A 19,297-nucleotide genomic window follows, 5' to 3' on the forward strand; every position below is an offset into this window, starting at 1 on the left:
GATGGGAGGGGCGGCGGATCAAAATTGCCGGGGTAGCTGTGCCGGTCAGGGGCTTTCAGGCGATGGAGCCTGGGCTTGGCCATGCGTGGTGGCGTGGACTTTTGGTAGATAAATCCTTACCTTGTTGCAACATGTCACCGTTTTGGTGCAGTGGGAAAGGATCCAAGGAAGGAGACTGGCGTGAAGTTGCAACCACACGGCCATTTTGAGATGCAGCGGCGTGGACAGGTGCTGATCTGTCAGCCGAGCGGCCCCTTCAACCTGGCGGGGGCCATAGCCTATGAGGCCGCCTTCAGCCGACAGATAGCGGAATTGCGCGATGCGCCCTGGGGGATCGTCGAGGTGGCGACCGAGTTTGAGGCAGCAGGGCCCGAGGTGCTTGCCCGCTTTCGTCGGCAGTTCGGCTGGTGCGCCGCCAATGGCTGCGCTTTTCTGGCGGTGGTGCTGGCGGGAAGCTTCAAGCAATACCTGGCCGATCAGGTCTTCAGCGAGCTGCCATTCCAAGCGATCCGCTACTTCGAGCAGGCCGACGAGGCGCTGTGCTGGCTGGAGCAGCGGCTGGCCGCCGATCCGGCTCCGCTCACTCCAGCTTGATAAACCATTTGTCGCGCTCGTCGACGTAATCGGGTTCACCCATCTCGAACTCGCGGCAGATCAGCGGTCGTATTTCATAGAAGCCGCCCGTCGTTAATAGGCTTGCTATCCCTTGGTCAACTCAGGTTGATAAACCATTTGTCTCGCTCGTCGATGCAGTCGGGCTCACCCATCTCGAACTCGCGGCAGATGAGGGGGCGAACCTCATAGATGCGGCACATCATGGTATTTCGGTCCAGCGCCGCACACCAGCCATCTTCCAGCCGGTGCATCACGGGCACCTGTCCCTCTATCTCGTCCACGTAGCGATCCGGTACGCCGGTATCGGTAAACAGCATGACTTCGAGGCGGCAGCAACAGGCTTCGCAGTTCTGGCAGCTGACGTCGGCTTGGGGTTCTCTGTTCATCTGTGTTGTCCATGCCATGGGAATGGCACATGTGCGATAAAAAACAGGCGCCTGCAAAGGCGCCCGTGCTGTGGTTCGTGACGAGTCGGGCAGGTGTCATGCCCGACTGCATCGTTAACCCAGTTTGCGGGCGCGGTAGGTGCGCCCCTTGATCTTGCCTTCCTGCAACCGCTTGAGGGCGGCGCTCGCCACGCTGCGCTTCACCGCCACGTAGGAGTACTGCTCGGAGATCTGGATCTTGCCAACATCGGCCCCGGCAATGCCGCCTTCGCCAGTCAGGGCGCCCAGGATGTCACCGGCGCGCACCTTGGTCTTGCGGCCCGCATCGATGGAGAGGGTGGCCATCAGCGGCGCGATCGGTTTGATCTCGCGGCCAATCTCGGCCAGATCCCCTTGCGGGATGGGAGCCTGCTGGTACTCCTCGATAAAGTTGACGCGCTGGGCCTCGTTCGGCTGATACAGGCTCAGGGCCAGACCCTGCTGGCCGGCACGACCGGTACGACCGATGCGATGCACATGCACCTCGGGATCATAGGTCAGCTCGAAGTTGATGACGGCGCCCAGCTCCTTGATGTCCAGACCACGGGCGGCCACGTCGGTGGCGACCAGTATGGTGGCGCTGCCGTTGGCAAAACGCACCAGCACCTGATCCCGCTCGCGCTGCTCCAGGTCGCCGTTCAGCGCCAGCGCCGAGAAGCCTTTGGCAGCCAGGTGGTCGGCCACGTCGTTGCAGGCCCGCTTGGTGTTGCAGAACACCACGCAGGAGCTCGGCTGGTAGTGGCTCAGCAGCCAGGTCAGGGCGTCGAGGCGCTGGCCGGCCGGCACTTCATATAGCTTCTGTTCGATGGCGCTGCCTTCGTGCAGTGACTCCACGCTCACCTCGACCGGGTTGCGCTGCACGCCGCGGCTCATCTGGGCTATCCCTTCCGGGTAGGTGGCGGAGAACAGCAGGGTCTGGCGGCGCTCGGGCGCATAACTGATGACCTTGTTGATGTCTTCGCCAAAGCCCATGTCCAGCATGCGATCCGCTTCGTCCAGCACCAGCGTCTCCAGGCTGGACAGCTCCAGGGTGCCCTGTTCTAGGTGCTTGAGAATGCGGCCCGGGGTGCCGACGGCTATGTGGGCACCGAAGCCCAGAGTGGCCGATTGCGGCGCGGTCGGGGTACCGCCACACAGGGTCACCAGCTTGACGTTCGGCAGGGCGCGGGCCAGACGACGGATCTCCTGAGCGACCTGATCCGCCAGTTCGCGAGTCGGGCAGAGCACCAGCGCCTGCACGTCGACGCGGTTGACGTTGAGTCGGGAGAGCAGACCCAGGGCGAAGGCGGCCGTCTTGCCGCTGCCGGTTTTTGCCTTGGCGATCAGATCTTTGCCATCGAGCACCAGGGGCAGGCTTTGGGCCTGGATCGGGGTCATCTGCAGATAACCCAGACTGGCGAGGTTTTCGAGCAGGGCGGGGGAGAGGTTGAGGCTGCTAAATTCGCTGTTGTTCACAAAAGGACTCTATTTCGGAGAAAACGGGGATGCGCTAACGCTAAGGCCGCGCATTGTACCAGAATGCGGCCTCGGGTGTGGCGGATTTTTGAACGCCTGAGCAAAGGGACCTGGAGAGGTGCGTGCAGGAAAAAGCGGGGCCTTTCCTGCTTGTGTGCACGGAACAGAATGCAAAACAGCGTCAAAAATAGTGCGACTACGAAGGCGCCGTTCATCGCAAATAAGATAAACGTTTGTCACTCTGGTTTGATTAAATATTTTTGTCTCAAATTTAACCTGACCGCTACGACGGGGCGGTCAGCGTTTTAAGTGAATGTTAATATTGTGTTGTTTTGGCTCTTGCTGGTTGAGATGTTTATTTGTAATTGGCTGTTTATTATCTGTTTTTATATTTACTGAACAGTGATTAGATGTCGCGCTGATTGTTTAATTAATTTAAAAACGTTTGTATTATCCAGCATGCATATTTTTACCGCAGATTGTGATGGCTATCTGATTTTTAAATATGCAAATGTCTATGATGGCGCCGGTCAAAAATAACAATTCACTCAGGTGCTACTGGTATGGAATACGTCCACTTTGTGCTCGGACTCGTGATGGTCCTCGCTCTCGCTTTGCTGGCTAACCGCCACAACTGGAAACAGATCAAACTGCGCTATATCGGCCAACTGCTGGTGGTCGAACTGGCACTGGCCTGGTTCATGCTGAACTCCGAAGTGGGTCTGGCTGTGGTGGGTGGCTTCGCTGCCGGCTTCACCAAGTTGATGGAGTTTGCCAAACAGGGTACCGACTTCGTGTTCGGTGGCCTGGTCAACGAAGGGGCTTTCTCCTTCTTCCTGATGGTGCTGATGCCCATCGTCTTCATCTCTGTGCTGATCGGGATCCTGCAGTACATCCGTCTGCTGCCCATCGTCATCCGTGGCATCGGCACAGTGCTGGCCAAGATCAACGGCATGGGCAAGCTGGAGTCCTTCAACGCCATCAGCTCCATGATCGTCGGCCAGTCCGAGAACTTCATCGCGCTCAAGAACACACTGCCGCACCTGAACGAGAAGCAGATGTACACCCTGGCGGCGACCGCCATGTCCACCGTCTCCATGTCCATCGTCGGTGCCTACATGCAGCTGATCGAGCCGCGTTACGTGGTGGCCGCGCTGGTGCTCAACATGTTCAGCACCTTCATTGTGCTGTCACTGATCAACCCGTATGAGCCGGACAACTCGGTCACCGACCTGAAAGCCATCGCCGAAGGCGACGAGCACCATACCCCGAAGAAAGAGAACTTCTTCGAGATGCTGGGCGAGTACATCATGGCCGGTTTCTCCGTGGCCGTGATCGTGGCCGCCATGCTGGTGGGCTTCATCGCCCTGATCGCCCTGGTCAACTACCTGTTCGAGCTGGCGTTTGGCGTCAACTTCCAGTACGTCATGGGCTACCTCTTCTATCCGATCGCCTGGATCCTGGGTATCCCGAGTGGTGAGGCCCTGCAAGCCGGCTCCATCATGGCGACCAAGCTGGTGACCAACGAGTTCGTGGCCATGATGGATCTGGGCAAGATCGCTGCCGAGCTCTCCCCGCGCACCGTCGGCATTCTCTCCATCTTCATGGTGTCGTTCGCCAACTTCAGCTCCATCGGCATCATCGCCGGTGCCGTGAAGGCGCTGAACGAAGAGAAGGGCAACATGGTCTCCCGCTTCGGCCTGAAGCTGGTGTACGGTTCTACCCTGGTGAGCCTGCTCTCCGCCGTGATTGCCGGTGTGATGATCTAATCGCACCTCGCCATCACCATGACAAACCCCTGCCTCGGCAGGGGTTTGTTTTTTTCAGGGGGGAGCAAAAGAGCCTCCCGTTGATCCGCAGCGGTGCCGGTCTGGGCCCGCTCAACCGGCCCAGTGGTTCCAGTAACCGGCGGCCAGCAGGGTGAGGGTGCAAAAGCCGGTTTCGATGGCGCCACCACTCTTGAGGGGCAAGCCCGGCAGCCGGTAGCGGCGCTTGAGGGGCCAGAACAGCGGTATGCCGGCGGGGGTGAGCCAGTCCCCCAGCAGGTGGCTGAGGTAGCCGATGATGAGCGCATCCTTGACCCCGGCGGGCAGCAGTTCGGGCGCCAGGCTCTGATCCAGCCCCCATACGGCCACGGCCACCGCTAGCAGGCTGTGGGTGAAGCCGCGATGACCGAACAGCCGTGACAATGGCTTGGAGATCCAGGGCAGCCGCTGACCCAGCACTGACTTGGGGTGGTCGAGATCCGGCAGCAGGGCGCTGGCCAGCGCGGCGGGTATGGTCTGCCACAGACTGGCATCGGCCAGGGCCGGCGTGAGCTGGAGCTTGTGGGCGAGCAGGGTGCAGGTGACGGAAAACAGCAGGTGCCCTTGGGCTGTCATGGTGGCTACGGCATGGAGAAATGGCGGCGCATCTTACCAGTGTCGCGGGCCATTGCAGCAAAAAACCGGGGCCGGCGGACCGGCCCGGTCATTAACTGCGCGGATCTTCCACCTTGGCATCGGCGGGCACCCGTTTTTTGCCCAGCACCATGGCGCGCAGCAGATCGCTGCGGGTGAGGCGGTCGGTTAGGATCACCACGGCGGCATGGACTCCGACGGCGGCCATCAGAGTGTTGGCGATGACACCGTGCAGCTCTTCCATCCAGTCTTCACCCCAGAAGGCATCCCAGGTGGTGAGCCAGCCGGTGGTGATAGTGCCGACCAGTGACAGTAGCAACAGCCAGATCATCAGGGCGCCGAGCGGATTGTGGCCGAGATAATAGGGGTGGCGGCCCTGTGCCAGTTGGCGAAGGTAATAACGAATGCGGGCCGGTGTCGGCCACCACTGGCGGAAGCGGGCATAATGGGGACCGACCAGACCCCACAGCAGCCGGATCAGCAGCAGGGCTGCCAAGGTATAGCCGACGTATCTGTGGTTCTTGCTGCCCTCTTCCAGTACGAAGAAGTTGAGCAGGCAGAGGATCACGGTCGCCCAGTGAAACACCCGGATGAGGGGATCCCAGACTTTCACTTCAGACGGGGTTGTCATGGCAAGGCTCCATCAAGGGGGCCGGCGACAGACCGGCCCATGGCTGGGTTATTCGTCTATCTCTTCTTTCACTTTCTTCAGATCGGTCGGGTCGAAGTAGATCTCGACCTTGCGCTTGTCCTTGTCCCAACCGTAGATCTCGTAGCAGTGGGTCTTGGTCACCTTGAACTTCTTGATGTCGTAGCCCATCGCCTTGATCTGCTGCTGGGCATCCGCCTCGCTCAGCCATTGGCTCTTGTCGGTCTGGGTACACTGGGGATCAGCCAGAACGGCGCCGCTGAACAGGGGGATCAGTAACAACAGAGGGGTCAGTTTCATGTGTGCTCCTTGCGGGTGAGTGTGAAACAGCCACAAGGTTAGGGCACCAAACTTAAGGAAAAATTAAGTACAAGGGGGTAGGAATGAATATCCCCGGCTGGATGCCGGGGAGGCCGCAATCAGCTCAGCTTGCCCTTTAGCAGCCACTTGTCGAGGGCGTTGGCGAAGCGTTGTTTGTCGGCGGCGTTGAAGGGGGCCGGGCCACCGGTCTGCACCCCGGCCGAGCGCAGCTCTTCCATGAAGTTGCGCATGCCGAGCCGCGCCTGAATGGTTTCGCGGGTGTAGATCTCGCCGCGGGGGTTGAGCGCCTCGCCACCGGCATCTATCACCCAGGAGGCGAGCGGTATGTCGCCCGTGATCACCAGATCCCCCGGCGTGACCTGCTGGGCGATGACATGATCCGCCACATCGAATCCCTTCTCCACCTGCTGGGTCTTGATGAAGGGAGAGGGGGGCACGCGCAGCCCCTGATTGGCCACTAGCGTGGTGACGACCTGGGCGCGGTGGGCGGCGCGGTAGAGGATCTCCTTGACCGGGAGGGGGCAGGCATCGGCATCGACCCAGATGGGCATGGCATGGCTTCCTGTGTCTGAAATGAGGCCGCATCTTAACATGGCCAGCGCGGGCCGGCTGCCCCGGGGCTGAGTCAGGCCCAGCTTTCGTGTAAGCTGGGCCGATGAATCGGAACGAGAAGGACGAGCAGATGGATCGGGTGCCCAGTGACGTGATTTATGGCCTGACCCTGGATGGCAAGGGCGGCATGCAGCCGCTGGCGGCGGGGAGCGAGATACCGGGGGATAAACCCGGCTGGTTGCATCTGGATTACGGCAATCCGGAAGCGGCCCGCTGGCTGCTGCAGACCCCGCTGCTCAATGACGCGGCGCGCGAGTCCCTGCTCGGCCAGAGCAACAGGCCCAAACTGGTGCGGATGGGGGAAACCGTGCTGCTGATCCTGCGCGGCATCAACCACAACAAGGATCACAGGCCCGAAGAGATGGTGGCGCTGCGCATCTTCATCACCCCGGACCTCATCATCAGCAGCCGTCGTCGCGCCTTGTTGTCGGAGCAGGACGTGTATGGCCAGCTCAAGCTGGGGGGCGGAGCCGATACCCCGGCCGACTGGCTGGTGGAGATCTGTGATGCCCTGACCGACCGGGCGGGGGAATTTGTCGAGGAGCTGCACGATCAGATCCTAGATCTGGAGGAGATGGTGCTGATGCGCGACCTGCCCGCCAACGGCAGGCTGGCGCTGATCCGCAAGCAGCTCATCATGATCCGCCGCTACCTCTCCCCCCAGCGGGATCTGGTGGCGCGCCTCGCCAACGAGAAGATCAGCTGGCTGGACGAGGATGACAGGCGCCGCCTGCTCGATATCGCCGATCGGCTACGGCGCTGGCTGGACGATCTGGATGCCGGGGTGGCGCGCACCGCCGTGCTGGCGGACGAGATCAATAACCTGATGGCGGAGGCGACCAATCGGCGGGCCTACCAGATGTCGGTGATGGCGCTGCTGTTTCTGCCCGCCAGCTTCCTGACCGGTCTGTTTGGCATCAACCTGGGAGGCATTCCGGGGGCCGAGAGCCCGACCGCCTTCTGGGTCTTCTGCGGCTCGCTGGTGGCACTGGCCACCGGGCTGGCCGTCTGGCTCAAACACAGACGCTGGTGGTAAGGAGCCGTCATGACCATGTGGCAATCTTTTGGCGTGACCCTGCTGCTGTTGCTGGGTCACACCCTGATCCGCAGCCTCATTCACAAGAGTCTGCTGGCGTTGGCCCAGAGCCGGCAGGTGAGCGAGAACCGGGTGCTCTACGTGGAGCACGTGTTCCACTTCCTGCTCGGCTGCGCCACCTTGCTGATCCTGGCCGGGGTGTGGGGGCTCGACTTTTCCCGGCTGGTAGTACTCGCCTCCTCCTTCTTTGCAGTGCTTGGCGTCGCCATGGTGGCGCAGTGGTCGATCCTCTCCAACATCACCGCCAGCATCACCATCTTCTTCGCCTTCCCCTACAAGATTGGCGACCGGATCCGCATCCTCGACAAGGATGACTCAGTCACCGGCGTCATTACTGAGATAGGTCTGTTCTACCTGCGGGTGCGTGATGACAACGGCGATCTGGTCACCTATCCGGCCAACCTGATCCTGCAAAAACCGGTCAGGCGGCTGGAGGGCAAGGGGGCGGAACCGCTGCAACCGGAATGAGAAAAGGCTCCCTCGGGAGCCTTTCTTGATCCTGAATGCCACTCAGCGTTCGAAGAAGCGGTAGAGATGCTCGACCTGGATCGGGCAGTCCGCCACCAGATGTACGTGCTGGCGGGCCTCCTCGATCGAGCCGAAATAGCGGGGGCAACCCAGGGTGTCTGTCATCTCGTACAACCTGCCATCCTGACCCCTGAACTCCACGATCCAGCCCGGCAGTATGGCATCCTGCAGGATCTCGGCTTCCTTGAAGGCTTGCTGTTGGTAGAGCAGGCGAAGTTCACTGACTGTCATGACGTCCTCCTGTGACTCATAGCGCCTCTTCAAGTCTAGTGGCTGGTACCGGTGGCGGCCCGGCTCATTTGGCCGTGTTCAGGCACTCCCAGGCCCAGCGGATGCGGATGAAGGTCTCGGCATCGCCACCGCGATCCGGGTGGTGTTGCAGCGCCAGTTCCCGCCAGCGGCGGCGCACCGTCTCCTGGCTGGCATCTGCGGTCAGCTCGAACAGGGCCAGCGCCTCCGCTCTGTGTCCTGTTCCGTCATAAGCGCGCCAGAAACGGGTGAGCAGGGCCTCCACCTCCTCCCTGTCTGTCTGCCAGAACACCCGCCAGTCCAGGTAGTAACTGCGCAGAGGCTGGCCGAGGGCCAGCCTCTGGCGAGTATCTGTTGCCCCGGCAAGGGGTTCGAGCCGGATATCCAGGGTGCTGATCACCAGCCACCAGCCCTCGTCATGGAGCTCGGCCTGCAGCTGGTAGAGGGCGTTCATGATGAGGAAATTGACCCGAAACAGCTGCAACTGCTCATCCTCCGCCAACGTTGGAACCGCCCCCTGCCGGCGCAGGGCGGCCAGCAGCTCATGCACCTTGTAGCCGCCCCTGGCCTGTTGCAGCAGGGCCAGCAGCGGTGCGAGCAGCGGATTGTGGTGGTGTGACGTCTCGCTCATGAGCTGGCTGTCTCCTTCGGCGGTTGCAGGGCGATCAGCAGCTCCCCCGCCAGCGGCGTGACAGGGCCCGTTACGATGCGGGGCCTGGCCTTGCCATCCAGCACGAACAGCGGGATGGCACCGGGATTGGCCGCCTGGTATTGCGCCCAGTCAAACGCCTCGCTCAGGCGGGTCGCCTTGATCTGGCCGCCCCGGCTCAGCAGGCCGCTCAGGCGGGCATAGTTGACCTCGGGTCCGAACAGGTTCTGGCGGGCGCGGAAGGTGGCGCTCTCCCGGTTCGCCTTGCCGTGCTGCTCGCTGGAGCGCAGGGAGTAGACCTTCTCCTCCCCGTACAGATGGGCGAAGTGCAGCACGCCGAGGGCGTTGTTGTGGCGGTTGGGGGAGAGCGCCAGCACGGTACTGATGCTGGTGAGCGGCAGGTGCAGCTCGGCATGCTCCGACTGGGGGTTACCGAAGTAGCAGGGCAGGTTGCTCATCCGCGCCTGTTTGCAGAACTCCCAGGCGGGATCGCAGAGCTGCACCGGCACCCCCTGCTCCGCCAGCGCCCGGCCTATGGCCCGCGCCACCGAGTTGGCCCCTATGATGAGCCAGGTGTTGGGGGCGCTCTGGCGCATCTTGAGCAGGCCCGCCAGTGGCGCCGAGGTGAGGCTCTGCAGCACCACTGTGGAGATGATCACCGCGAACACCAGGGGCACCAGCTTGTCCGCATCGGGAATATCAGCCTGATGCAGGCTGATGGCGAAGGAGGCGCTGACCGCCGCCGCCACTATGCCCCGCGGTGCTATCCAGCTGAGCAGGGCGCGGGCTCGCCAGGAGAGATCCGAGCCCCAAGTCGAGACCAGGATGCAGAGCGGGCGCGCCACGAACTGCACCACGCACAGCAGCGCCAGCACCATGGGACCGAGCTGCCAGAGCTGGGCCAGGTCGAGGCGGGCCGCCAGCAGGATGAACAGGGAGGAGATAAGGATGACGGCGAGATCCTCCTTGAAGGCCAGCACCTCTTCCAGGTCCAGCCCCTCCTGATTGGCAAGCCAGATGCCGAACACTGTGACCGCCAACAGGCCGGATTCGTGGCTGAGCCAGTTGGAGAGGCTGAAGGTGACCAGCACCAGCGCCAGCACCCCGAACTTGTGCAGGCTGATCGGCAGCCAGTCCTTGCGAATAAGCAGTGTGGTAAGCCAGCCGGCGGCCACCCCGATGAAGGAGCCGACCCCCACCGTTTTTGCCAGTGCCAGCAGGGTGTGGCCGATGAGATCCCCCTGGCTGCCGAGGCGCACCGCCTCGAACACCAGCACCGCAAACAGGGCACCGATGGGGTCTATGACTATCCCTTCCCAGCGCAGTATGCGGTCCACCTCCCGGGTGGGGCGGATCACGTTGAGCATGGGGGCGACCACGGTCGGCCCCGTCACCACCAGCACGGCACCGAGCACCATGGCGACCCGCCAGTCCAGCCCCAGCAGAAAGTAGCTGGCGCTGCCGATGACGGCGAAACTGGCCAGCATGCCCACCGAGCAGAGGTTGCGCACCACCTTGCCTATTCCCTTGAGTTCGGCCAGATGCAGGGTCAGGGCCCCTTCAAACAGAATGATGGCCACCGAGAGGGAAACCAGCGGAAACAGCAGGTCGCCGAGCAGGTCATCGGGGTCGAGCAGGCCGCTGACCGGGCCCAGGGTCAAGCCGGTGAGCAGCAAAAACAGGATGGCGGGTACTCGCAGCGACCAGGCGAGCCACTGGGCCAGCACTGAGACCAGGGCGATCCCGGCCAGGGAGAGAGCAGTCATGCAGACCTCGATTCAGCTAATGGACTAGGGGAAGTGTAGCGGGGAAGATGGCCAGATTGACACCCTGCGGCGGCGGGAGCAAGGGCGGCGGGGATAAGCGCGACAGCCGGCGTCATGGCCGTCGGGAAGAAGGGGTGGGCAAGGGGAGGCTGCTGACCTGTCGTCACCAGCCGGATTAGATGGGGCTCTCTTTGTGGAGATCGGTGACGCAGTCGGCCACCGCCAGCACCAGCGCCGAGCGCACCACCTGATCGAGCCGGTTGAGCTGCATCTGGTAGAAGGGCCAGTCTTCCTCGTTGGCCGGGGGATCCTGCGGCATCATGCTGCCCTGGTTGAGACCGTGCAGACGATTCAGCAGATCGCGGATCGGCTTGTCGCTGAAGCGGTAATCCTTGGGATCGCGCACCAGAAAATCGCGGATCTTCAGGTAGGCTTCCAGATCCTGATAGCGCTCGAGGGAGATGAGACCGAGGGCGAAGATAAGTTTGAGGCGCACCTCCAGCTGGCCGAGGGGGCCGCTCTGGTTGAGCAGGGGTTCGATGGCGTATTTGACGGCATACTCCTCCTGGCGGAACGCGCGCCGCATCAGGGAGTCGACCGCCTCTTCCAGGATGGTCACGACTTCGAGAAAGAAGCCGCGGGGGCCATCCTGCTCGTTCAGTCGTTCCAGTACTTCATCTTCCTGGTGTGTGGTCATAGGTGCTTAGGGTCCAGCTGACTGGGAGAGAGAGTGCCTCTCTCCCGGTTTTTATCATATGGGGCAAATTTCCATGCCATTCAACCGGTTGAGGCGGTTTCCTGGCGATGAGTACGCCCCATCAGGGTCACTTCAAGCTGTCATAACGGGCGACGATGGCACGCACGATCTCGCTCTCTTCATCCAGTCCGGTGACGCGGGCCAGCGCTTTGGCCGGGCCAAGATCCGCCAGCAGGCTCTGCAGCTCCACCGCCTGGGGGTCATCGGCGTTGCAATAGTGCAGCGCCGCGGCGATCCCCTCCTGCAACTGTTCGCTGGGCAGGCCGTACTCCAGGGTGCCGAGCAGCGGTTTCACCAGCCGGTCTCCCGCTGCCAGCTTGCGCAGCGGCTGACGACCGACCCGGTCAATCTCGTCCACCAGATAGGGGTTGGCGAAGCGGGAGAGGATCTTCTCGATGTAGGCGGCGTGCAGACGAGGATCGAAGCCGTAGCGTTTCACCAACACGGCACCGCTCTCCTCCATGGCGCGGCGCACCTTGCTGCGGATCACCGGATCCTCGATCGCCTCACGAATGGTGCGATAGCCCCGCAACTTGCCGAGGTAAGCGGTGACGATATGGCCGGTGTTGAGGGTGAACAGCTTGCGCTCGACGAAGGCCATCAGGTTGTCGGTGGGCTCCATGCCCGCCACCTGGGGCAGTTCGCCCTTGAACTGGGTCTGGTCGACGATCCACTCGCTGAAGCTCTCCACCGTCACTTCCAGCGGATCGTCGTTGGCCGCAGCAGGCGGCACTATGCGATCCACCGCCGAGTCGACGAAGCCAACGCAGGATTCGAGCGTGGCATGATACGCGACCGGCAGGTACTTGAGTACCTCCTGCTTGAGATGGCTGGTGCCGCGCACCATGTTCTCGCAGGCGATGACGTTGAGCGGGCTCAGGTTGCCGGCATCGAAGCGGGCCTGTAGCCCCTTGGCCAGGGTGCTGGCAATTTTGTCCAGGATATTGGGGCCGACCGCTGTGGTGACCAGATCGGCGGTGATGATGCGGGCGATCACCTCGTGACCGGCGGAGCTGACTGCCGCCACGTTGCGCACCACGTCCAGCTTCTGATCCGCCCCCACCACGTGCACCTTGTACTCCTGACGGTGGTTGAGCTGATCGATAAGGGTCTCGTTTACGTCGGCGAAGGTGACCTGATGGCTGGCGTCCGCCAGCAGTTTTCCGATGAAGCCACGACCGATATTGCCGGCACCAAAATGCAATGTTTTCATGATATTAACCTCTACAACCAAAGACGATGAAGGACGATTACGCAGCCTGTTCGGCACCCAGCAGATCCAGAAACTCCTGGGGATCCTGGGTGCTGGCCAGCCGGTCGATGAGACCGGGTTCATCCAGTGCATTGGTCAGGCGGGTTATCACCTGCATGTGTTCGTCGTTGCGGGCGGCGATGCCGATCACCAGGCGTGCCACTTCATCGGCGCCATCGCCAAAGGCGACCCCGGCCGGATACTGGCAGATGACGATGCCGGTACGCTTCACGAACTCCTTGGCGGCTATGGTGCCGTGGGGCACGGCGATGGATTCGCCGAGGTAGGTGGAGACCAGCTGCTCGCGCTCCAGCATGGCGTTGACGTAGTCGGGCGCCACGTAGCCCCGCTCCGCCAGCAGCTTGCCGGCAGCGCGGATGGCGGCCTCCTTGTTGTCGGCCTTGAGCCCCAGGTGCACGTCCTGACGGCTCAGGGTGAATACCTCGCTGGCCTGCGGCTCGTAGTGGTCGTCGTTGGCCGCGACCAGCAACTGCGGGTTGGCGACGTCATCGTTGGCAGCCTGGGTCAGGCTCTGCACCAGCTCCTGATAGAGGCCGTTGTCGAGGAAGTTGGTGAGCGAGATGTGGTGGGCGTTCGGCGCATGGCGACGGGCCCGCTCGGTCAGATCCTTGTGGGTGATGACCCAGTCCACCTGATCGTCGAGCTGATCGATGGCGCGGTTGGTGACGCTGATGTCGAGCCCTGCGGCCTGCACCCGCTTGCGCAGCATGCCGGCACCCATGGCGCTGGAACCCATGCCCGCATCGCAGGCAACCACTATGTTGCGCACCGCCATCAGTTCGCCGCCCGGCTTCTTGGCCGCCGCGGTTTCGGGTTTGGCACCCTTCATGGCTTTCATCTTGCGAGTGGCTTCACCCAGGGCATCGGCCTCGTCGGCTTCCGGCTGCTGGGCACGCACGAACACGGCGGCGACCAGGAAGGAGACCAGGGTCGAGCAGATGATGGAGAGAGCGACCCCGATCAGGGAGGCTTTCGGCGTCATCAACAGCACGGCGAAGATGGAGCCCGGCGAGGCAGGGGAGACCAGACCGGCGTTGAACAGGGTCAGGGTGAAGACCCCGGTCATGCCACCGGCGATCACCGCCAGTATGAGGCGCGGGTTCATCAGCACATACGGGAAGTAGATCTCGTGGATGCCACCGAAGAAGTGAATGATGGAGGCACCGGCGGCGGACTGCTTGGCGGCGCCACGGCCGAACACCATGTAGGCCAGCAGCACGCCCATGCCCGGGCCCGGGTTCGCTTCTATCAGGAAGAAGATGGATTGACCATGCTCGGTCGCCTGCTGGATCCCCAGCGGCGAGAAGATGCCGTGGTTGATGGCGTTGTTGAGGAACAGGATCTTGGCCGGTTCGACGAAGATGGAGGTGAGCGGCAGCAGATTGTTGTCCACCAGGAAGCCAACGCCACCGGCCAGTACGCCTGAAAGTACCTTGACGAAGGGACCGATCACGAAGAAAGCGAGGATCGCCAGCAGCATGCCGATGAGGCCGGCGGAGAAGTTGTTGACCAGCATCTCGAAGCCGCTTTTGACGCGCCCTTCCATCACCTTGTCGAAGCGCTTGATGGCCCAGCCACCCAGCGGGCCGACCATCATGGCACCCATGAACATGGGGATGTCGGTCCCCACTATGACACCCATGGTGGTGATGGCACCGACCACGCCGCCGCGCTCACCGCCCATCAGCTTGCCGCCGGTATAGCCAATCAGCAGCGGCAGCAGGTAGGTGATCATAGGGCCGACCAGCTTGGCCAAGGTTTCACTTGGCAGCCAGCCGGTGGGGATGAAGAGTGCGGTAATGAAGCCCCAGGCGATGAAGGCGCCTATGTTGGGCATGACCATATTGGACAGGAAGCGTCCAAAATTCTGTATCTTGACTTTGGTATCCGGTGATAACATGTCGGGACCCCGTTTTAAGCCTGTTTGATTAAAAGTGGTAGTCGGGATGACGGGTTTTGCCGAACCCCCATCCCAGTCGTCTAAGCAACTTCAATCTACCAGCTTGTGATCAAATTAGGCTGAAAACGGGGTGTCTTGTGACCCACCTCTCAAATACCCAGGCCACCCCCCTCCCTTCATGGTGACGTAGATCACATTCAGGCGCTGTAGTTTGGCTACATTTCGATCTTTCCTGCTAAGTACACAGATTTAATGTGAGCAATATCACCTTATGTGGTTTGCGCAAACCAGCTGTCAATGTGATTTGAGTCACAAATACATTATTTGTATTCAAATGGGGCGATCGTAGTGACCTCCAATCGGCGAGTCTGAGCGATGGATTCTTCGATTTATGTCGTTAATAACCAATGAGTCAATTATTTTGTAACCCACTTTCAGCTTTCCACTCAGCTCCTTCAGCCGCACAGCCGGCGCATCACCCCTTCCAGCAGGCCCCGATCGAAGCGTTGACTCCACAGATTGGCAAACAGCAGTGCCGCCAGGGCGAAGAGGACGGCGGCCAGCACCACCTCGGGCAGATTTTGCCCCTGCAGCCAGCCCAGCGCCTCCAGCACGCCCATGCCGAGCATGATGTGGGCAATATAGAGGGTCAGCGTCTGCCGTCCGACCGGCAGCCAGACCCGCCACCAGCGCGCATGGGGCAGGGCGCGGTCAAGCCAGAGGCAGAGCGCGATCAGGGTGCTGGCCGCTCCCATGCCAAACAGCAGGTAGAGCGGGGCCGGAGGTATGGGTTGGGTCGCCAGCAGAGGCGCCAGCTCAGGCAGGGGAAACAGTGCCTGCAGCCAGAGCGACAGCCCCTTGGCCAGCCCCATGGCACTCAGCCCGCCGACCAGCAGCCAGCGCTGTACGGTTGCACTCGCGAGGGCCTGGCGGCTCAACCAGAGGCCGTAGAGCAGAAAGCCCAGCCAGGGCACCACGGGGTGCCAGCCATTGAACAGCAGATTGCGGACGAAGCAGTGCAGGGTCCAGAACTCGGGATAGCTGAAGCTGTGCCACTGCCAGCCCTGATCGTAATTGAAGTGAAACAGCAGGCTGACGAAGCCCGCCGCCAGCAGTGGGATCAGGGCGAGCAGCCAGAGGGAGGGCAGCCGCAGACAGCAGGTCCCCAGCAGGAAGTAGACGGCGTAGTAGTGGATGATATCGGCGGGAAATACCAGATAGTTGAGCAGCCCCAGGATCAGCAGGAACAGAGCCCGCCTGGTCGTGTGGCGCATGGCTGCCGGCCAGCTCAGCTTGCGGGTCGAGAGACCCAGGCCTATGCCTGCCAGCACCACGAAGCTGGCGGCGGAGCGCCCCTCCAGCGCATCCAGCAGGGCTTTGAGCCAGTCAGGCCCGCCCGTCAGCACCCCCATGGCGATGCGAAAGTTCACCAGTACCATGCCGAGCAGGGCCATGGCACGGGCCAGATCCACTCCTTCCAGTCGGTTGGATGACGATGTCATGAGCGGTTTGCCTCGCAGGAGATGAATCCATGGCTCAGTTGGCCGGGCCCAGCAGCAAGTCCAGCAGCTGTGGCAGCCGTTGCGCCGCTGAGGGCTGATCCGGATGGAGAGCAAGTGCATCGCGCACGGCCTGCCCCTCCAGTGCGTCCAGCAGCAGCTGGGCGGTGAGAGCGGGGTCCAGTCTTGCCTCCAGACATCCCTCCTGCTGTCCCCGCCGTACCGTATTGGCAAGGGCATCGCACAGCTGGCGCTGGTTGCTGGCGAAGGTGGCGGCCATCTCGGGGTGGCGGGTCAGCTCGGCCAGGATCTCGGTGCCGAGCAGCAGGTTCTCCGGGATCAGCGACCAGGCCAGGTAGCCGGCGGCGAAGCGGGCCAGAGCGGCACGGGCTGGTCCCAGGGTCAGCTCATCCAGCAGGGGTTGCAGCTCGGCGGCCTCCAGCGAGGCGATCAGGGCGATCAGCTCCTCCTTGCGGGCGAAGTGGTTGTAGAGGTTGCCCAGACTCACCCCGGCGGCGGTGGCTATGTCGCGCATTCCGGTCTGGTGGAAGCCCCGCTCGATGAAGCAGCCGAGGGCAGCCTGGATGATCTGCTCCCGCCGCTGCTCCAGGCGGTTGTGATTGATGGACATGGTCGGCTTCCTCTCTGCTGGTCGATATTTAGTGAGCGAACGTTCGTTCATTTGTGATGTTCACCTTATCTCCGGTGTGAAAAAGAAGCAAGCCACAGTTAGCCAAGAGGAGGCATCTCCTTGGTCGGAAGACTCCAGGGCGAGCCATGCGTCCGCCGAGCGGCCAGTGACGTTCTCGAATAACCCGGTCCCCAGGCCGGTCGGCGTCATGGCTGGCCTCCCCGTGGCAGAGGGTGAGTCTCCCCTGGCCATTACTTCGTCGGGCCGCCTGCTCATCACAGAGCATTCGCCTGCTGGCTCAAGGGAGTATGGAGGCTGGTTGCGGGCGGGGGCATTCTCTTTCTGCTGGCCGTGAACAACGGCTATAAAAAAGCCCGCAGGGTTGCGGGCTTTATAGATATCCAGTTGCTGACGCCGGGCTTATTCCGCTTTGGGGGCGGCCTCTGCAGGAGCGTCAGTGCTCTCGGCTGCAGTGCTCTCGGTCACTGCGCTGTCGGCCACAGGGGCTTCCGGTGCCGGACCCGGCACCAGATCCACCGCCGGTTTGGCGATGAGGGAGCGGGTATCTTCTACCGCCTCGGTCAGCTTGACCTCGATGATCTGGCCCAGCTCATAGACCACTTCGGTCTTGTCCAGGTAGACGCGGCCGTTGTCCCAGTTGCACTCCAGTCGCTCCTTGTTGTCCAGGATATGGCGGGCGGGCATGAAGACCACGGCGCCGTTTTCCTGCAGGCGCAGTTTGAGACCGGCGCGCATCACGTCAATGATCTCGGCATTGAACACCTTGTCGGTGCCGGCATCGGCCTTGAGGTAACGGACATAGAGCCAGTCGCCGATGTCGCGTTCCACCCTGCGGTGCAGGCGGCGGCACTCGGTCAGGTGCTCGGTCAGCTCCTGGCTTGGGCGCTCACCCGGGGTCTTGCCGGCGATGACGGCTTTGAGCAGGCGATGGTTGACCATGTCGCCGTACTTGCGGATCGGGGAAGTCCAGGTGGCGTAGGCATCCAGACCCAGGCCGTAGTGGGCGCCCGGCTCGGCGGACATCAGTGCATAGCTTTGGAAGCGGCGGATCTTGCCGTCCAGCCAGCGGGTGTCCAGGTTGTCTATCCAGCGGCGCAGGGCGCAGAAACCGGTCAGGCTGGCGATCTCTTCCTTCTCGAACGGGGCCTCGGCGCTTTTCAGCAGGTCGATGGCGCCGTCGAGGGACTCTTCATCGAACCCTGTGTGGACGTTGAAGATGCCGTAGCCGACGCTCTTGCCCAGTACGCGACCGGCGCAGATGTTGGCGGCGATCATCGACTCTTCGATCATGCGGTTGGCGATGCGGCGCGGCTCCACGTGGATGGCCAGCACGGCACCGTTCTCACCCAGCTCGAAGTCGTAGTCGGGTCTGTCCGGGAACACCAGGGCATGCTCGGTGCGCCACGCGATGCGTGCCTCTGTCATGGCCTTCATCAGCGGCAGCTGGGCCATGACGCCTGCGTCTATGGTCAGCTCCTTGCCATGTTCGGCCCAGTCGGAGACTTCGTCATAGTTGAGGCGGGCGTGGGAGCAGATGCGGGCGGCGAAGAACTCGGTCTCTTCCAGCAGCAGGCCATCTTCGGCGATCAGCAGACGGGCGCACAGGGTGTTGCGCTCCTCGCCCTCTTTCAGGGAGCAGAGCTCATCCGAGAGGGTGCGCGGAATCATGGGCACGTTGCGGCCCGGCATGTAGACGGTGAAGGCGCGCTGGGCGGCTTCCTTGTCCAGCTCGCTGCCTTCGGCCACATAGGCGGTCGGATCGGCGATGGCGACCAGCAATTCCCAGCCGTTGTCCAGCTTGCGGATGGACAGGGCGTCATCCATGTCCTTGGTTTTGGCGCCATCTATGGTGAAGAAGGGGACTGCGGTCAGGTCGGTGCGCGGCAGCTCTTCCTCTTCGATGACGTTCCACTCGGGCAGGTCGGCCGGTTCAATCTGGGCCAGGTTGTGGCGCGCCAGCACTACCCACCAGGGCACGTTGTGGTCTTCCTGATCGGCGATCTTGTGGCTGATCTCGGCGGAGAAGTTGCCATCACTCAGGGCGTGGCGCTTGAGGGTCGCCACCACCCAGTCCCCTTCCTTGAAGGACTTCTCATCCAGACCCTTCTTGGCGCGGGCCTTGATGGCGTCCTTGATCAGCGGATGGTCCGGCACCACGTTGAGGCGGTCGCGGAACATCTTCACGCGACCGACGAAGCGGGTCACCGCCTGCTCCAGCAGGGCATCCGGCTCGGCCACTTCCTTCTCTTTTTCGGTACGGATCAGGGCGCTCACCCGGTCACCGTGCATCACCTTTTTCATGTAGGGGGGCGGCACGAAATAGCTGGTCTTCTCATCGACTTCCAGAAAGCCGAAGCCCCGGTCCGAGGCGCGGATAACACCCTCTTTCTTGGGGATGTTTTCGCGGATTTGTTGCTTGAGCTGGGCCAGCAGCGGATTGTCTTGGAACATA

At 62.1% G+C, this 19,297-nt stretch carries 19 protein-coding genes; 4 read left to right on the plus strand and 15 right to left on the minus strand.

The genetic code is table 11. The features are described 5' to 3' along the window. The first annotated feature begins 180 nt into the window (after window positions 1-180). Window positions 181-594, plus strand: a complete 414-nt coding sequence (locus tag BN1128_RS11630; RefSeq protein WP_042868865.1) for a hypothetical protein — start codon at window positions 181-183, stop codon at window positions 592-594. Between the two features lie 116 nt (window positions 595-710). On the opposite strand, the gene BN1128_RS11635 is transcribed toward BN1128_RS11630, so the two are convergent. Both BN1128_RS11635 and dbpA read right to left on the minus strand, forming a co-directional pair. Further along, window positions 711-1,001 (minus strand): YkgJ family cysteine cluster protein, encoded by a 291-nt coding sequence (locus tag BN1128_RS11635; RefSeq protein WP_042868866.1) that lies wholly within the window; start codon window positions 999-1,001, stop codon window positions 711-713. Between the two features lie 114 nt (window positions 1,002-1,115). After that, a complete protein-coding gene (gene dbpA, locus BN1128_RS11640) occupies window positions 1,116-2,495 on the minus strand; it encodes an ATP-dependent RNA helicase DbpA (protein ID WP_042868868.1) in 1,380 nt (459 codons plus the stop codon). 563 nt (window positions 2,496-3,058) lie between these two features. Between dbpA and BN1128_RS11645 the strand changes: the two genes are divergently transcribed. Next, window positions 3,059-4,264: a NupC/NupG family nucleoside CNT transporter gene (locus BN1128_RS11645; protein ID WP_042868870.1), complete on the plus strand. Its 1,206-nt coding sequence runs from the start codon at window positions 3,059-3,061 to the stop codon at window positions 4,262-4,264. Between the two features lie 111 nt (window positions 4,265-4,375). Here BN1128_RS11645 and BN1128_RS11650 read toward each other — a convergent pair whose 3' ends face one another. The 4 genes from BN1128_RS11650 to BN1128_RS11665 all read right to left on the minus strand — a co-directional run bounded on the left by BN1128_RS11650 (window position 4,376) and on the right by BN1128_RS11665 (window position 6,415). Further along, on the minus strand, window positions 4,376-4,876 hold the full coding sequence (locus tag BN1128_RS11650; RefSeq protein ID WP_042868872.1) for a metal-dependent hydrolase: 501 nt from the start codon (window positions 4,874-4,876) through the stop codon (window positions 4,376-4,378). Between the two features lie 91 nt (window positions 4,877-4,967). Further along, window positions 4,968-5,525, minus strand: coding sequence for a cytochrome b/b6 domain-containing protein (locus tag BN1128_RS11655; RefSeq protein WP_042868874.1), 558 nt, complete (start codon window positions 5,523-5,525; stop codon window positions 4,968-4,970). Window positions 5,526-5,573: 48 nt separating this feature from the next. Beyond that, on the minus strand, window positions 5,574-5,843 hold the full coding sequence (locus tag BN1128_RS11660; RefSeq protein WP_042868877.1) for a PepSY domain-containing protein: 270 nt from the start codon (window positions 5,841-5,843) through the stop codon (window positions 5,574-5,576). 119 nt (window positions 5,844-5,962) lie between these two features. Then, the gene (locus BN1128_RS11665; RefSeq protein ID WP_042868879.1) at window positions 5,963-6,415 is read right to left on the minus strand and encodes a YaiI/YqxD family protein; all 453 of its coding nucleotides are present in this window, start codon (window positions 6,413-6,415) and stop codon (window positions 5,963-5,965) included. Between the two features lie 104 nt (window positions 6,416-6,519). On the opposite strand from BN1128_RS11665, the gene zntB reads away from it, so the two are divergent. Together zntB and BN1128_RS11675 are read left to right on the plus strand one after the other, a co-directional pair. Next, complete coding sequence (gene zntB, locus BN1128_RS11670) at window positions 6,520-7,512, plus strand: zinc transporter ZntB (RefSeq protein WP_042868881.1); 993 nt, start codon at window positions 6,520-6,522, stop codon at window positions 7,510-7,512. 9 nt (window positions 7,513-7,521) lie between these two features. Beyond that, entirely contained in the window at window positions 7,522-8,040 is a 519-nt protein-coding gene (locus BN1128_RS11675; RefSeq protein ID WP_042868883.1) for a mechanosensitive ion channel domain-containing protein, read from the plus strand. Between the two features lie 42 nt (window positions 8,041-8,082). Here BN1128_RS11675 and BN1128_RS11680 read toward each other — a convergent pair whose 3' ends face one another. The 9 genes from BN1128_RS11680 to BN1128_RS11725 all read right to left on the minus strand — a co-directional run bounded on the left by BN1128_RS11680 (window position 8,083) and on the right by BN1128_RS11725 (window position 19,296). After that, window positions 8,083-8,331 (minus strand): hypothetical protein, encoded by a 249-nt coding sequence (locus tag BN1128_RS11680; protein WP_042868885.1) that lies wholly within the window; start codon window positions 8,329-8,331, stop codon window positions 8,083-8,085. Window positions 8,332-8,395: 64 nt separating this feature from the next. Next, a complete protein-coding gene (locus BN1128_RS11685) occupies window positions 8,396-8,980 on the minus strand; it encodes a DNA-J related domain-containing protein (protein ID WP_042868887.1) in 585 nt (194 codons plus the stop codon). Beyond that, entirely contained in the window at window positions 8,977-10,764 is a 1,788-nt protein-coding gene (locus BN1128_RS11690) for a cation:proton antiporter (RefSeq protein ID WP_042868889.1), read from the minus strand. The genes BN1128_RS11685 and BN1128_RS11690 overlap by 4 nt, the downstream gene beginning before the upstream one ends. Before the next feature lie 175 nt (window positions 10,765-10,939). Beyond that, window positions 10,940-11,461: an MltR family transcriptional regulator gene (locus BN1128_RS11695; RefSeq protein ID WP_042868891.1), complete on the minus strand. Its 522-nt coding sequence runs from the start codon at window positions 11,459-11,461 to the stop codon at window positions 10,940-10,942. A gap of 127 nt (window positions 11,462-11,588) precedes the next feature. Then, the gene (locus BN1128_RS11700) at window positions 11,589-12,734 is read right to left on the minus strand and encodes a mannitol-1-phosphate 5-dehydrogenase (RefSeq protein WP_042868893.1); all 1,146 of its coding nucleotides are present in this window, start codon (window positions 12,732-12,734) and stop codon (window positions 11,589-11,591) included. Between the two features lie 37 nt (window positions 12,735-12,771). Beyond that, window positions 12,772-14,694, minus strand: a complete 1,923-nt coding sequence (locus BN1128_RS11705; RefSeq protein ID WP_042868895.1) for a PTS mannitol transporter subunit IICBA — start codon at window positions 14,692-14,694, stop codon at window positions 12,772-12,774. A 455-nt stretch (window positions 14,695-15,149) separates the two neighbouring features. Next, window positions 15,150-16,196, minus strand: a complete 1,047-nt coding sequence (locus tag BN1128_RS11710; RefSeq protein ID WP_042868897.1) for a heparan-alpha-glucosaminide N-acetyltransferase domain-containing protein — start codon at window positions 16,194-16,196, stop codon at window positions 15,150-15,152. 34 nt (window positions 16,197-16,230) lie between these two features. Next, window positions 16,231-16,824 (minus strand): TetR/AcrR family transcriptional regulator, encoded by a 594-nt coding sequence (locus BN1128_RS11715; RefSeq protein ID WP_042868899.1) that lies wholly within the window; start codon window positions 16,822-16,824, stop codon window positions 16,231-16,233. Between the two features lie 420 nt (window positions 16,825-17,244). Next, window positions 17,245-19,296 (minus strand): exoribonuclease II, encoded by a 2,052-nt coding sequence (locus tag BN1128_RS11725; RefSeq protein WP_042868903.1) that lies wholly within the window; start codon window positions 19,294-19,296, stop codon window positions 17,245-17,247. Between the last annotated feature and the right edge of the window lies 1 nt (window position 19,297).

Source organism: Aeromonas piscicola (genome assembly GCF_000820005.1).
Lineage (GTDB): Bacteria > Pseudomonadota > Gammaproteobacteria > Enterobacterales > Aeromonadaceae > Aeromonas > Aeromonas piscicola.

Excerpts from the sequence above, each read along its gene's own strand:
- BN1128_RS11635 (WP_042868866.1), bottom strand. The coding sequence starts at position 1,001 with ATGAACAGAGAACCCCAAGCCGACGTCAGCTGCCAGAACTGCGAAGCC.
- BN1128_RS11645 (WP_042868870.1), top strand. The coding sequence starts at position 3,059 with ATGGAATACGTCCACTTTGTGCTCGGACTCGTGATGGTCCTCGCTCTC.
- BN1128_RS11650 (WP_042868872.1), bottom strand. The coding sequence starts at position 4,876 with ATGACAGCCCAAGGGCACCTGCTGTTTTCCGTCACCTGCACCCTGCTC.
- BN1128_RS11655 (WP_042868874.1), bottom strand. The coding sequence starts at position 5,525 with ATGACAACCCCGTCTGAAGTGAAAGTCTGGGATCCCCTCATCCGGGTG.
- BN1128_RS11660 (WP_042868877.1), bottom strand. The coding sequence starts at position 5,843 with ATGAAACTGACCCCTCTGTTGTTACTGATCCCCCTGTTCAGCGGCGCC.
- BN1128_RS11665 (WP_042868879.1), bottom strand. The coding sequence starts at position 6,415 with ATGCCCATCTGGGTCGATGCCGATGCCTGCCCCCTCCCGGTCAAGGAG.
- zntB (WP_042868881.1), top strand. The coding sequence starts at position 6,520 with ATGAATCGGAACGAGAAGGACGAGCAGATGGATCGGGTGCCCAGTGAC.
- BN1128_RS11675 (WP_042868883.1), top strand. The coding sequence starts at position 7,522 with ATGACCATGTGGCAATCTTTTGGCGTGACCCTGCTGCTGTTGCTGGGT.
- BN1128_RS11680 (WP_042868885.1), bottom strand. The coding sequence starts at position 8,331 with ATGACAGTCAGTGAACTTCGCCTGCTCTACCAACAGCAAGCCTTCAAG.
- BN1128_RS11685 (WP_042868887.1), bottom strand. The coding sequence starts at position 8,980 with ATGAGCGAGACGTCACACCACCACAATCCGCTGCTCGCACCGCTGCTG.
- BN1128_RS11690 (WP_042868889.1), bottom strand. The coding sequence starts at position 10,764 with ATGACTGCTCTCTCCCTGGCCGGGATCGCCCTGGTCTCAGTGCTGGCC.
- BN1128_RS11695 (WP_042868891.1), bottom strand. The coding sequence starts at position 11,461 with ATGACCACACACCAGGAAGATGAAGTACTGGAACGACTGAACGAGCAG.
- BN1128_RS11700 (WP_042868893.1), bottom strand. The coding sequence starts at position 12,734 with ATGAAAACATTGCATTTTGGTGCCGGCAATATCGGTCGTGGCTTCATC.
- BN1128_RS11705 (WP_042868895.1), bottom strand. The coding sequence starts at position 14,694 with ATGTTATCACCGGATACCAAAGTCAAGATACAGAATTTTGGACGCTTC.
- BN1128_RS11710 (WP_042868897.1), bottom strand. The coding sequence starts at position 16,196 with ATGACATCGTCATCCAACCGACTGGAAGGAGTGGATCTGGCCCGTGCC.
- BN1128_RS11715 (WP_042868899.1), bottom strand. The coding sequence starts at position 16,824 with ATGTCCATCAATCACAACCGCCTGGAGCAGCGGCGGGAGCAGATCATC.
- BN1128_RS11725 (WP_042868903.1), bottom strand. The coding sequence starts at position 19,296 with ATGTTCCAAGACAATCCGCTGCTGGCCCAGCTCAAGCAACAAATCCGC.